Source organism: Streptococcus mitis (assembly GCF_002096815.1).
Classification (GTDB): Bacteria; Bacillota; Bacilli; order Lactobacillales; family Streptococcaceae; genus Streptococcus; species Streptococcus mitis_AD.
On sequence record NZ_NCVJ01000015.1, the window covers coordinates 100,281 to 113,346 of the forward strand.

A 13,066-nucleotide genomic window follows, 5' to 3' on the forward strand; every position below is an offset into this window, starting at 1 on the left:
TCATGAGTAAGAAAAGACATGATCGTCATATAACAGAACATCAAGAAGCGCAATTTGATTTTGATGATGCCAAAGATCTAACGGTTGGAGAAGCCATGCTAAAAAATGAAGAGGTGGAAGCAGGTGTATTGCCTGGAGATTCTATCTTGGACAAGTATGTGAAACAACATAAAGATGAAATTGAGGCAGATAAGTTTGAAACGCGTCAGTTTAGCAAGGATGATTTAGTTGAAAAAGAAGAGGTAGAAGAGATAGAGGAGACTCAGACTCTAGATAATTTACTTCAAGAGCTTCGTGAGGGAACAGGAGTAGATTCTCCAGCTCCAGAAGATGAGTTGAGTCAGTTTGATGATTTAGAATTAACACGAGTTTCAGAAGCACCTCTTGTAGAAGAATTTGAGACTGAAGATATTCCAACACTTTATCGAGTGACAGATAGTGAAGATGGAAATAGTAAGAAGAAATGGGTACTTTATGGTATTCTAGCAGCCTTAGTGGTTCTTATCCTTGGAACTGGTTATTATGTTTATCGTCAAGTGGATCGTTCTACCAAGGAAATCCAAACTTCTCAATCAACTACAAACACGCAGTCAGATGTGGAAGAATTCAATAATTTATATGATGCCTTCTATACAGATAGAAACAAAACGGCTTTGAAGAATAGCCAGTTTGATAAACTGGGTCAACTTAAAACCTTGCTTGATAAGCTAGAAGGTAGTCGTGAATATACGCTTGCAAAATCTAAGTATGATAGTCTAGCAACTCAAATCAAGGCTATTCAAGATGTCAATGCTCAATTTGATAAGCCAGCTATTGTAGATGGAGTTTTGGACACTAACGCTAAAGCTAAATCAGATGCTAAATTTACAGATATTAAAACTGGAAATACGGAGATTGATAAAGTGCTAGATAAGGCTATCAGTCTAGGTAAGAGTCAACAAACAGCTCCTTCAAGTTCAAGTCAAGAAAGTTCAAGTTCATCAACAGAGAGGGCTACAGACAACACAAGTCCATCTTCAAGCGTCTCATCAAACAATTCAGTTTCTGCACGTGATGATAGCCATGGCGGTTTATCAAGTTCTGGAGTTGATCTCCAGAGAGCTTCGAGTCGTGTGCCGTTCAATCAATCGGCTGTTGATGATAGCAATAATTCTGCCTGGGATTTCGCGGATGGTGTCTTGGAAAAAATCCTAGCGACTTCACGTTCACGTGGTTATATCACTGGTAACCAATATATCCTTGAACGTGTTAATATCGTTAATGGCAATGGTTATTACAACCTCTACAAGCCAGATGGAACCTATCTCTTTACCCTTAACTGTAAGACAGGATACTTTGTTGGAAATGGTTCTGGACATGCGGATGCTTTGGACTACTAAGCAGTCGTTACAAAATTCTTTCTTTTCAAAAGTAAAAATGATAAAATAAAACAAATTAAACAAGAGGAGTGTCAAATGACAAAAGCTAACTTTGGTGTCGTAGGTATGGCCGTAATGGGTCGTAACCTTGCCCTTAATATTGAATCTCGTGGTTACACAGTTGCTATTTACAACCGTAGTAAAGAAAAAACTGAAGATGTGATTGCTTGCCATCCTGAAAAGAACTTTGTACCAAGCTATGACGTTGAAAGTTTTGTAAACTCAATCGAAAAACCTCGTCGTATCATGCTCATGGTTCAAGCTGGACCTGGTACAGATGCTACAATTCAAGCCCTTCTTCCGCACCTTGACAAGGGTGATATCTTGATCGACGGAGGAAACACTTTCTACAAAGATACCATCCGTCGTAATGAAGAATTGGCAAACTCAGGTATCAACTTTATCGGTACTGGGGTTTCTGGTGGTGAAAAAGGTGCCCTTGAAGGTCCTTCTATCATGCCTGGTGGACAAAAAGAGGCCTACGAATTGGTTGCGGATGTTCTTGAAGAAATCTCAGCTAAAGCACCAGAAGATGGCAAACCATGTGTGACTTACATCGGTCCTGATGGAGCTGGTCACTATGTGAAAATGGTCCACAACGGTATCGAGTATGGTGACATGCAATTGATTGCAGAAAGCTATGACTTGATGCAACACTTGCTAGGCCTTTCTGCAGAAGATATGGCTGAAATCTTTACTGAGTGGAACAAGGGTGAATTGGACAGCTACTTGATCGAAATCACAGCTGATATCTTGAGTCGTAAAGACGATGAAGGCCAAGATGGACCAATCGTAGACTACATCCTTGATGCCGCAGGTAACAAGGGTACTGGTAAATGGACTAGCCAATCATCACTTGACCTTGGTGTACCATTGTCACTCATCACTGAGTCAGTATTTGCACGTTACATTTCAACTTACAAAGAAGAACGTGTACATGCTAGCAAGGTTCTTCCAAAACCAGCTGACTTCAAATTTGAAGGAGACAAGGCTGAGTTGATTGAAAAAATCCGTCAAGCCCTTTACTTCTCAAAAATCATTTCATACGCACAAGGTTTTGCGCAATTGCGTGTAGCTTCAAAAGAAAACAACTGGAATTTGCCATTTGCAGATATCGCATCTATCTGGCGTGATGGCTGTATCATCCGTTCTCGTTTCTTGCAAAAGATTACAGATGCCTACAACCGTGATGCAGACCTTGCTAACCTTCTTTTGGATGAGTACTTCTTGGATGTTACTGCTAAGTACCAACAAGCAGTACGTGATATCGTAGCTCTTGCTGTTCAAGCTGGTGTACCAGTGCCAACCTTCTCAGCAGCTATTACTTACTATGATAGCTACCGTTCAGCTGACCTTCCAGCTAACTTGATCCAAGCGCAACGTGACTACTTTGGTGCTCACACTTACCAACGTAAAGACAAAGAAGGAACATTCCACTACTCTTGGTATGACGAAAAATAAGTAGGTCTGCCATGGGGAAACGGATTTTATTACTTGAGAAAGAAAGAAATCTAGCTCATTTTTTAAGTTTGGAACTCCAAAAAGAGCAATACCGAGTCGATCAGGTTGAGGAGGGGCAAAAAGCCCTCTCCATGGCTCTTCAGACAGACTATGACTTGATTTTATTGAATGCTCGTCTGGGGGATATGACAGCCCAGGATTTTGCAGACAAACTGAGTCGGACTAAGCCAGCCTCAGTCATCATGGTTTTGGACCATCGTGAAGAATTGCAAGACCAGCTTGAGACAATCCAACGCTTTGCCGTTTCTTGCATCTATAAGCCAGTAATCATTGATAATCTGGTAGCTCGTATTTCAGCGATTTTCCGTGGTCGGGACTTTATCGACCAACACTGTAGTCAGATGAAGGTTCCAACGTCTTACCGAAATCTGCGTATGGATGTGGAGCATCATACCGTTTATCGTGGCGAGGAAATGATTGCTCTGACTCGTCGTGAGTATGACCTTTTGGTTACTCTTATGGGAAGCAAGAAAGTTCTGACTCGTGAGCAGTTGTTGGAAAGTGTCTGGAAGTATGAAAGTGCGACTGAAACCAATATCGTGGATGTCTATATCCGTTATCTACGTAGCAAGCTTGATGTAAAAGGTCAAAAAAGCTACATTAAAACCGTGCGTGGTGTCGGTTACACCATGCAAGAATAGAAAGCAGTTGCAGTTTTGTAACTGCTTTTTTTGAGGGATGTTCTATATATTGATATGTAGTTTGGCCTTTGCTATAATCAGTTATGGAGGATACGTCTAATGAAAATAATAAAAAAATTGATGCAAATCGCATTATCAGCCTTTTTCTTCGGTTTGCTAGCAACAAGTGCAGTATTGGCGGATGATGCTAGTTCAGAAGGTTGGAAATTCGTCCAAGAAAATGGTAGAACCTACTACAGGAAGGGGGAACTCAAAGAAACCTACTGGCGAGTGATTGATGGTAAGTACTATTATTTTGATCCTTTATCTGGAGAGATGGTTGTCGGCTGGCAATATATACCTGCTCCACACGAAGGGGTTACGATTGGTTCTTCTCTAAGGCAAGATATTGCTTTTAGACCAGATTGGTTTTACTTTGGTCAAGATGGGGTACTACAAGAATTTGTTGGTAAGCAAGTTTTAGAAGCAAAAACTGCTACAAATACCAACAAACATCATGGGGAACAATATGATAGTCCAGCAGAGAAACGAGTCTATTATTTTGAAGATCAGCGTAGCTATCACACTTTAAAAACTGGTTGGGTTCATGATGAGGGACACTGGTATTATTTACAGAAGGATGGTGGCTTCGATGCTCGTATCAATAGATTGACTGTTGGGGAACTAGTGCGTGGCTGGACCAATGATAACTCAACTTGGTACTATCTCGATCCAACAACTGCTGCAATGCAAATAGGTTGGCAATATCTTGGTAACAAGTGGTACTATCTCCGTTCATCAGGAGCTATGGCAACTGGTTGGTATCAAGATGGTTCAACTTGGTACTACCTAAGTGAAGGTAATGGAGATATGAAGACGGGTTGGTTCCGGGTTAATGGCAAATGGTACTACGCTTATAGCTCCGGTGCTTTAGCAGTGAATACGACCGTAGAAGGTTATTCGGTCAACTATAATGGCGAATGGGTTCAATAATGAAAAAAGCGATTGTGAATGGAAACAATCGCTTTTTTTGTGAAAATATAATAAAATAGATAGGAAAGAATAAATACTGGTAGGAAAAAATAATACTCTTCGAAAATCAAATTCAAACCACGTCAGCGTCGCCTTACCGTACTCAAGTACAGCCTGCGGCTAGCTTCCTAGTTTGCTTTTTGATTTTCATTGAGTATGGGACGACTTTTTCGTCTAGCAAAAGGAAAAAATGACAAAAAAGGTTGGTGTCGGTCAGGCACATAGTAAGATTATTTTAATAGGGGAGCATGCGGTCGTTTATGGCTATCCTGCTATTTCCTTGCCTCTTTTGGAGGTGGAGGTGACTTGTAAGGTGGTACCTGCAGCGAGTCCTTGGCGTCTCTATGAGGAGGATACCTTGTCCATGGCAGTTTATGCTTCGCTGGAGTATTTGGATATCAAAGAAGCCTGCATTCGCTGTGAGATTGACTCGGCTATCCCTGAAAAACGGGGAATGGGTTCGTCAGCTGCTATCAGCATAGCGGCTATTCGTGCGGTTTTTGACTACTATCAGGCCGACCTGCCTCATGATGTATTGGAAATCTTGGTCAATCGGGCTGAGATGATTGCCCATATGAATCCTAGTGGTTTGGATGCTAAGACCTGTCTAAGTGACCAACCTATTCGCTTTATCAAGAACGTAGGATTTGCAGAGCTTGAGATGGACTTATCCGCCTATTTGGTGATTGCTGATACTGGCGTTTATGGTCACACTCGTGAAGCCATCCAAGTGGTTCAAAGTAAGGGGAAGGATGCCCTACCGTTTTTGCATGCCTTGGGAGAATTGACTCAGCAAGCAGAAGATGCGATTTCACAAAAAGATGCTGAGGGATTGGGACAAATCCTCAGTCAAGCGCATTTACATTTAAGAGAAATTGGTGTTAGTAGCCCTGAGGCAGACTCTTTGGTGGAAATGGCTCTTAGCCATGGTGCTTTAGGTGCCAAGATGAGCGGTGGTGGGCTAGGAGGTTGTATTATCGCCTTGGCAGCCGATTTGACACAAGCTCAAGAACTAGCAGAAAGATTAGAAGAGAAAGGAGCTGTTCAGACATGGATAGAGAGCCTGTAACAGTACGTTCCTACGCAAATATTGCCATTATCAAATACTGGGGAAAGAAAAAAGAAAAAGAGATGGTACCTGCCACTAGCAGTATCTCTCTGACTTTGGAAAATATGTACACGGAGACGACCTTGTCGTCGCTACCGACGGATGCGACTGCCGATGCCTTTTATATCAATGGTCAGTTACAAAATGAGGCTGAGCATACCAAGATGAGCAAAATAATCGACCGCTACCGTCCAGATGGTGAGGGCTTTGTTCGTATCGACACTCAAAACAATATGCCTACCGCAGCGGGCTTGTCCTCAAGTTCTAGCGGTTTGTCCGCTTTGGTTAAGGCTTGTAATGCTTATTTCAAGCTTGGTTTGAATCGGAGCCAGTTGGCGCAGGAGGCTAAGTTTGCCTCAGGTTCTTCCTCTCGGAGTTTCTATGGACCGCTAGGTGCCTGGGATAAGGATAGCGGGGAAATTTACCCTGTAGAGACAGACTTGAAACTAGCTATGATTATGTTGGTGCTAGAGGACAAGAAAAAACCAATTTCTAGCCGTGATGGGATGAAACTCTGTGTGGAAACTTCGACGACTTTTGAAGACTGGGTTCGTCAGTCTGAGAAGGATTATCAGGACATGCTGGTTTACCTCAAAGAGAATGATTTTGCAAAGGTTGGGGAATTAACGGAGAAAAATGCCCTTGCTATGCACGCTACGACAAAGACAGCATCGCCAGCCTTTTCTTATCTGACGGATGCATCTTATGAAGCCATGGACTTTGTTCGTCAACTTCGCGAGCAAGGAGAGGCCTGCTACTTTACTATGGATGCTGGTCCCAATGTCAAGGTCCTCTGTCAGGAGAAAGACTTGGAGCATCTATCTGAAATTTTCAGTCAGCGTTATCGCTTGATTGTGTCAAAAACAAAGGATTTGAGCCAAGATGATAGCTGTTAAAACTTGCGGAAAACTCTATTGGGCAGGGGAATATGCCATTTTAGAGCCAGGGCAGTTAGCCTTGATAAAGGACATTCCCATCTATATGAGGGCTGAGATTGCCTTTTCCAATAATTACCGTATCTACTCAGATATGTTTGATTTCGCAGTGGACTTGACGCCAAATCCTGATTACAGCTTGATTCAAGAAACAATTGCTTTAGTGGAATATTTCCTCGTTTATCGTGGGCAAACCTTGCGACCTTTTTCTCTAGAAATTCGTGGGAAAATGGAACGGGAAGGTAAAAAGTTTGGTCTGGGTTCTAGCGGTAGCGTCGTTGTCTTGGTCATCAAGGCCCTGCTGGCTCTGTATGATATTACGGTTGATCAGGATTTATTATTCAAGCTGGCTAGTGCCGTCTTGCTCAAGCGAGGTGACAATGGTTCTATGGGGGACCTTGCCTGTATCGTGGCAGAGGATTTGGTTCTCTACCAGTCGTTTGATCGCCAGAAGGTGGTTGCTTGGTTGAAAGAAGAAAACTTGGCGACAGTTTTGGAGCGTGATTGGGGCTTTTCAATCTCACACGTACAACCTGCACTAGAATGTGATTTCCTAGTGGGATGGACCAAGGAAGTGGCCGTATCTAGTGATATGGTCAAGCAAATCAAGCAAAACATCAATCAGAGTTTTTTAACTTCCTCAAAAGAAACAGTGGCTACTTTGGTAGAAGCCTTGGAACAGGTGAAATCAGAAAAAATTATCGAGCAAGTAGAAGTGGCCAGCAAGCTCTTAGAAGGCTTGAGCACAGATATTTACACGCCTTCGCTTAGACAGTTGAAAGAAGCTAGTCAAGATTTGCAAGCTGTCGCCAAGAGTAGCGGTGCTGGTGGTGGTGATTGTGGTATTGCCTTGAGTTTTGATGAGCAATCAACTAAAACCCTAAAAAACCGTTGGGCCGATCTGGGGATTGAGCTCTTATACCAAGAAAGGATAGGACATGACGACAAATCGTAAGGATGAGCACATCCGCTATGCCCTTGAGCAGAAAAGTTCCTATAATAGCTTTGATGAGGTGGAGTTGATTCATTCTTCCTTGCCTCTTTACGACCTGGATGAAGTCGATCTGTCGACAGAGTTTGCTGGTCGAAAGTGGGATTTTCCTTTTTATATCAATGCCATGACGGGTGGAAGCGATAAGGGAAGAGAAATCAATCAAAAGCTGGCTCAGGTGGCGGAAGCCTGTGATATTTTATTTGTAACGGGTTCTTATAGCGCAGCCCTTAAAGATCCAGCAGCTGACTCTTTTTCTGTCAAGTCTGATCATCCAAATCTCCTTCTTGGAACCAATATTGGATTGGACAAGCCTGTCGAGTTAGGTCTTCAGACTGTAGAAGAGATGAATCCTGTTCTCTTGCAAGTGCATGTCAACGTCATGCAGGAATTGCTCATGCCTGAGGGAGAAAGAACGTTTAGAAACTGGCAATCGCACCTAGCAGACTATGGCAAGCAAATCCCTGTTCCGATTGTCCTCAAGGAAGTAGGTTTTGGAATGGATGTGAAGACCATCGAAAGAGCCTATGAACTGGGTGTTCGTACAGTGGATCTATCAGGACGTGGTGGCACCAGCTTTGCTTATATCGAAAACCGTCGCAGTGGTCAACGTGACTACCTCAATCAATGGGGCCAGTCCACCATGCAGGCCCTTATCAATGCCCAAGACTGGAAAGACAAGGTCCAACTCTTAGTTAGTGGAGGTGTTCGCAATCCGCTGGATATGATTAAGTGTTTGGTCTTTGGTGCTAAGGCTGTAGGCCTGTCTCGAACCGTTCTGGAATTGGTTGAAAGCTACACAGTCGAAGAAGTGATTGGCATTGTCCAAGGCTGGAAAGACGACCTGCGTTTGATTATGTGTGCCCTTAATTGTGCCACTATAGCAGATTTACAAAAAGTAGACTATCTTCTTTATGGAAAATTAAAAGAAGCAAAGGATCAGATGAAAAAGGCGTAACCACCGCCTTTTTTTCCATCTTCAGACCGAGGTGACTTTTTTGAATTGTGATAAAATAGAAGGGAGAGGATGTACCTATGAGAAAATTTAAAATCTTTTTATTTATCGAAGCCTGTCTTCTGACAGGAGCTCTGATTTTGATGGTATCAGAGCATTTTTCGCGTTTTCTGCTGATTCTATTCCTCTTTTTGCTTTTGATTCGCTATTACACTGGTAAAGAGGGCAATAATCTTCTTTTAGTGGTGGCAACCATTCTCTTCTTTTTCATCGTCATGCTCAATCCCTTTGTGATTCTAGCTATTTTTGTTGCGGTCATCTATAGCCTCTTTCTTCTTTATCCGATGATGAACCAGGAAAAAGAGCAGACAAATTTGGTTTTTGAAGAGGTGGTAACGGTTAAGAAGGAGAAAAATCGTTGGTTTGGCAATCTCCATCATTTTTCAAGCTACCAGACTTGCCAGTTTGATGATATCAATCTCTTTCGCCTCATGGGCAAGGATACCATTCATCTGGAGAGGGTCATCTTAACTAATCACGATAATGTCATTATCCTCAGAAAGATGGTAGGTACGACCAAAATCATTGTGCCTGTAGATGTGGAAGTCAGTCTCAGCGTTAACTGTCTCTATGGTGATTTGACTTTCTTTAACCAGCCCAAGCGACCCCTCCGAAATGAACACTATCATCAAGAAACAAGAGACTACCTTAAGAGTAACAAGAGTGTCAAGATTTTCTTGACCACTATGATTGGAGATGTTGAGGTGGTTAGAGGATGAAAAAACAAGCCTATGTAATCATTGCTCTCACCTCCTTATTATTTGTCTTGTTTTTCTCCCACAGCTTGCTGGAAATCCTTGACTTTGACTGGACTATTTTCTTACATGATGTCGAAAAAACAGAAAAATTTGTCTTTTTGTTGTTAGTATTCAGCATGTCCATGACCTGTCTCTTAGCCCTGTTTTGGCGAGGTGTGGAAGAGCTTTCTTTAAGAAAAATGCAGGCTAATCTTAAGCGTTTGTTGGCAGGGCAAGAAGTGGTTCAGCTTGCAGATCCAGATTTGGATGCCAGCTTTAAGTCCTTATCTGGCAAACTTAACCTCTTGACAGAAGCACTTCAAAAGGCTGAAAATCACAGTCTTGCTCAGGAAGAGGAAATCATCGAGAAAGAACGGAAGCGGATTGCTCGGGATTTGCACGATACAGTCAGTCAGGAGTTGTTTGCGGCCCACATGATTTTGTCAGGCGTCAGTCAGCAGGCTTTGAAATTGGATAGAGAAAAGATGCAGATCCAGTTGCAGAGTGTTACAGCCATCCTTGAAACAGCCCAGAAGGATTTGCGGGTCTTGCTCTTGCATTTGCGACCAGTTGAATTGGAACAGAAGAGCTTGATTGAAGGGATTCAAATTCTCCTAAAAGAGCTTGAGGACAAGAGCGATCTCAAGGTTAGTTTCAAGCAAAATGTGACGAAATTGCCCAAGAAAATCGAGGAGCATATCTTCCGCATCTTGCAGGAGTTGATCAGCAATACCCTCCGCCATGCCCAGGCCTCTTGTTTGGATGTCTATCTCTATCAGACGGATGTTGAATTGCAGCTGAAGGTGGTGGATAATGGGATTGGTTTCCAGTTGGGGAGCTTAGACGACTTGAGTTATGGACTTCGTAATATCAAGGAGCGGGTCGAAGATATGGCAGGGACGGTTCAGTTATTAACAGCTCCCAAGCAAGGACTGGCAGTTGATATCCGTATTCCCTTGTTAGGTAAGGAATCATAAAGGAGTAGAGATGAAAATTTTACTAGTAGATGACCATGAAATGGTCCGATTGGGCTTGAAAAGTTACTTTGACCTCCAAGACGATGTAGAAGTTGTGGGCGAGGCGGCAAACGGGTCTCAAGGTATTGACTTGGCCTTGAAACTGCGTCCAGATGTCATTGTCATGGATATCGTTATGCCTGAGATAAATGGAATTGATGCGACCTTGGCTATCCTCAAAGAATGGCCTGAAGCCAAGATTTTGATTGTGAGCTCTTATTTGGACAATGAAAAAATCATGCCCGTCTTAGATGCAGGTGCTCGTGGCTATATGCTTAAGACTTCTAGTGCCGACGAACTGCTCCATGCTGTCCGTAAGGTGGCTGCTGGGGAGTTGGCCATTGAGCAAGAGGTCAGCAAAAAAGTCGAATACCACCGCAATCACATAGAACTACATGAGGACCTGACTGCGCGTGAGCGAGATGTTCTCCAACTCATCGCCAAGGGCTACGAAAATCAGCGTATCGCAGATGAACTTTTTATCTCTCTCAAGACGGTCAAGACCCATGTGTCCAATATCCTAGCCAAACTTGAAGTCAGCGATCGTACCCAGGCTGCAGTCTATGCCTTTCAGCACCACTTGGTGGGGCATGAGGAGTTTTAGATGAGTCTAACAGATTTACTTGTTGAGCTAGAAGCAGCAAGAGATTCAAAAAATGCAGGGCCCATGGAAGCCTATATGCGCCATCAATTTTTCTTCCTAGGCGTTGCGGCTCCTGAAAGAAATGCACTCTATAAAAAATACTTTCCAAAAGCGAAAAAAACAAAGATTATCGACTGGAATTTTGTAGATACTTGCTGGAGAAAGGAGCCTAGAGAATACCAATATGTGGCTGCTAATTATTTGAAAGCAATGCAGTCTTATCTAACGGAGAACGATTTACCTAAGCTTGAGCGGTTAGTCGTCACAAAATCCTGGTGGGATACCGTAGATATCCTAGATCGAGTAGTAGGGAGTTTGGTGTATGACCACCCTGAACTAGAAGAAATAATCTTAAAATGGAGCCTATCAGATAATATCTGGCTGAGACGTGTCGCTATTGACCACCAGTTGTTAAGAAAAGAGAAGACCAATGTTCAATTAATGGAAAAGATTCTGCTTCATAATTTGAACCAAACAGAATTCTTTATCAATAAAGCCATTGGCTGGGCTCTGAGAGACTACTCCAAAACGAATCCAACTTGGGTAGCAGGCTTCATTGAGAAAAACAAGGAAAGAATGGCTGACCTTAGTATCAAAGAAGCAAGCAAGTACCTCTAGCGTTATTGAAAAGCGCATTCGTTACTTGAAAAAAGTCGCCCATTTATGTTATAATAGACTGTATTTAAAAAATTTTAAGGAGAAATGACAGAATGTCTGTATCATTTGAAAACAAAGAAACAAACCGTGGTGTCTTGACTTTCACTATCTCTCAAGACCAAATCAAACCAGAATTGGACCGTGTCTTCAACTCAGTGAAGAAATCTCTTAATGTTCCAGGTTTCCGTAGAGGTCACCTTCCACGCCCTATCTTCGACAAAAAATTTGGTGAAGAGTCACTTTACCAAGACGTTATGAACGCTCTTTTGCCAAATGCTTATGAAGCAGCTGTAAAAGAAGCTGGTCTTGAAGTGGTTGCTCAACCAAAAATTGATGTAACTTCAATGGAAAAAGGTCAAGACTGGGTTATCACAGCTGAAGTCGTGACAAAACCTGAAGTTAAATTGGGTGACTACAAAAACCTTGAAGTATCAGTTGATGTAGAAAAAGAAGTAACTGACGCTGACGTTGAAGAGCGTATCGAACGCGAACGCAACAACTTGGCTGAATTGGTTATCAAAGAAGCTGCTGCTGAAAACGGCGACACTGTTGTCATCGACTTCGTTGGTTCTATCGATGGTGTTGAATTTGATGGCGGAAAAGGTGAAAACTTCTCACTTGGACTTGGTTCAGGTCAATTCATCCCTGGTTTCGAAGACCAATTGGTAGGTCATTCAGCTGGCGAAACTGTTGATGTGGTTGTAACATTCCCAGAAGACTACCAAGCAGAAGATCTTGCAGGTAAAGAAGCTAAATTCGTAACAACTATCCACGAAGTAAAAGCTAAAGAAGTTCCAGCTCTTGACGATGAGCTTGCAAAAGACATCGACGAAGAAGTTGAAACACTTGCTGAATTGAAAGAAAAATACCGCAAGGAATTGGCTGCTGCTAAAGAAGAAGCTTACAAAGATGCAGTAGAAGGTGCAGCAATCGATAAAGCTGTAGAAAACGCTGAAATCGTAGAACTTCCAGAAGAAATGATCCACGAAGAAGTTCACCGTTCAGTAAATGAATTCCTTGGAAACTTGCAACGTCAAGGTATCAACCCTGACATGTACTTCCAAATCACTGGAACTACTCAAGAAGACCTTCACAATCAATATCAGGCAGAAGCTGAGTCACGTACTAAGACTAACCTTGTTATCGAAGCAGTTGCGAAAGCTGAAGGATTTGACGCTTCAGAAGAAGAAATCCAAAAAGAAATCGAGCAATTGGCAGCAGACTACAACATGGAAGTTGCACAAGTTCAAAACTTGCTTTCAGCTGACATGTTGAAACACGATATCACTATCAAAAAAGCTGTTGAATTGATTACAAGCACAGCAACAGTTAAATAATCTTAATAAACAAAAATCCCACCTGATTAGGTGGGT

At 42.4% G+C, this 13,066-nt stretch carries 13 protein-coding genes; all 13 read left to right on the plus strand.

Translation table 11 applies throughout. The annotated features are described in order from the left end of the window. Positions 1-2 precede the first annotated feature (2 nt). Entirely contained in the window at positions 3-1,379 is a 1,377-nt protein-coding gene (gene mapZ, locus B7696_RS00710) for a cell division site-positioning protein MapZ (protein ID WP_084861610.1), read from the plus strand. Between the two features lie 75 nt (positions 1,380-1,454). After that, positions 1,455-2,879: an NADP-dependent phosphogluconate dehydrogenase gene (gene gndA, locus B7696_RS00715; protein WP_084861612.1), complete on the plus strand. Its 1,425-nt coding sequence runs from the start codon at positions 1,455-1,457 to the stop codon at positions 2,877-2,879. Between the two features lie 11 nt (positions 2,880-2,890). Beyond that, complete coding sequence (locus tag B7696_RS00720; RefSeq protein WP_084861615.1) at positions 2,891-3,580, plus strand: response regulator transcription factor; 690 nt, start codon at positions 2,891-2,893, stop codon at positions 3,578-3,580. Positions 3,581-3,679: 99 nt separating this feature from the next. Then, on the plus strand, positions 3,680-4,552 hold the full coding sequence (locus tag B7696_RS00725; RefSeq protein WP_084861617.1) for a PspC-like choline-binding domain-containing protein: 873 nt from the start codon (positions 3,680-3,682) through the stop codon (positions 4,550-4,552). Between the two features lie 229 nt (positions 4,553-4,781). Then, positions 4,782-5,660, plus strand: coding sequence for a mevalonate kinase (mvk, locus tag B7696_RS00735; RefSeq protein ID WP_084861619.1), 879 nt, complete (start codon positions 4,782-4,784; stop codon positions 5,658-5,660). Next, positions 5,642-6,595, plus strand: coding sequence for a diphosphomevalonate decarboxylase (mvaD, locus tag B7696_RS00740; protein ID WP_084861621.1), 954 nt, complete (start codon positions 5,642-5,644; stop codon positions 6,593-6,595). Before mvk ends, mvaD begins: the two co-directional genes overlap by 19 nt. Further along, positions 6,582-7,589: a phosphomevalonate kinase gene (locus B7696_RS00745; protein ID WP_084861624.1), complete on the plus strand. Its 1,008-nt coding sequence runs from the start codon at positions 6,582-6,584 to the stop codon at positions 7,587-7,589. The genes mvaD and B7696_RS00745 overlap by 14 nt, the downstream gene beginning before the upstream one ends. Next, positions 7,573-8,583 carry a type 2 isopentenyl-diphosphate Delta-isomerase gene (fni, locus tag B7696_RS00750; RefSeq protein WP_084861626.1) on the plus strand — a complete coding sequence of 337 codons (1,011 nt, stop codon included), beginning with the start codon at positions 7,573-7,575 and terminating at the stop codon, positions 8,581-8,583. Before B7696_RS00745 ends, fni begins: the two co-directional genes overlap by 17 nt. 77 nt (positions 8,584-8,660) lie before the next feature. Continuing rightward, entirely contained in the window at positions 8,661-9,359 is a 699-nt protein-coding gene (gene liaF / locus B7696_RS00755; RefSeq protein ID WP_020902969.1) for a cell wall-active antibiotics response protein LiaF, read from the plus strand. Beyond that, complete coding sequence (locus B7696_RS00760; RefSeq protein WP_084861628.1) at positions 9,356-10,354, plus strand: envelope stress sensor histidine kinase LiaS; 999 nt, start codon at positions 9,356-9,358, stop codon at positions 10,352-10,354. Before liaF ends, B7696_RS00760 begins: the two co-directional genes overlap by 4 nt. A gap of 10 nt (positions 10,355-10,364) precedes the next feature. After that, complete coding sequence (locus B7696_RS00765; RefSeq protein ID WP_049551122.1) at positions 10,365-10,997, plus strand: response regulator transcription factor; 633 nt, start codon at positions 10,365-10,367, stop codon at positions 10,995-10,997. Then, complete coding sequence (locus B7696_RS00770) at positions 10,998-11,654, plus strand: DNA alkylation repair protein (protein ID WP_049551121.1); 657 nt, start codon at positions 10,998-11,000, stop codon at positions 11,652-11,654. A 92-nt stretch (positions 11,655-11,746) separates the two neighbouring features. Next, a complete protein-coding gene (gene tig, locus B7696_RS00775; RefSeq protein WP_084861631.1) occupies positions 11,747-13,030 on the plus strand; it encodes a trigger factor in 1,284 nt (427 codons plus the stop codon). Positions 13,031-13,066: the final 36 nt, after the last annotated feature.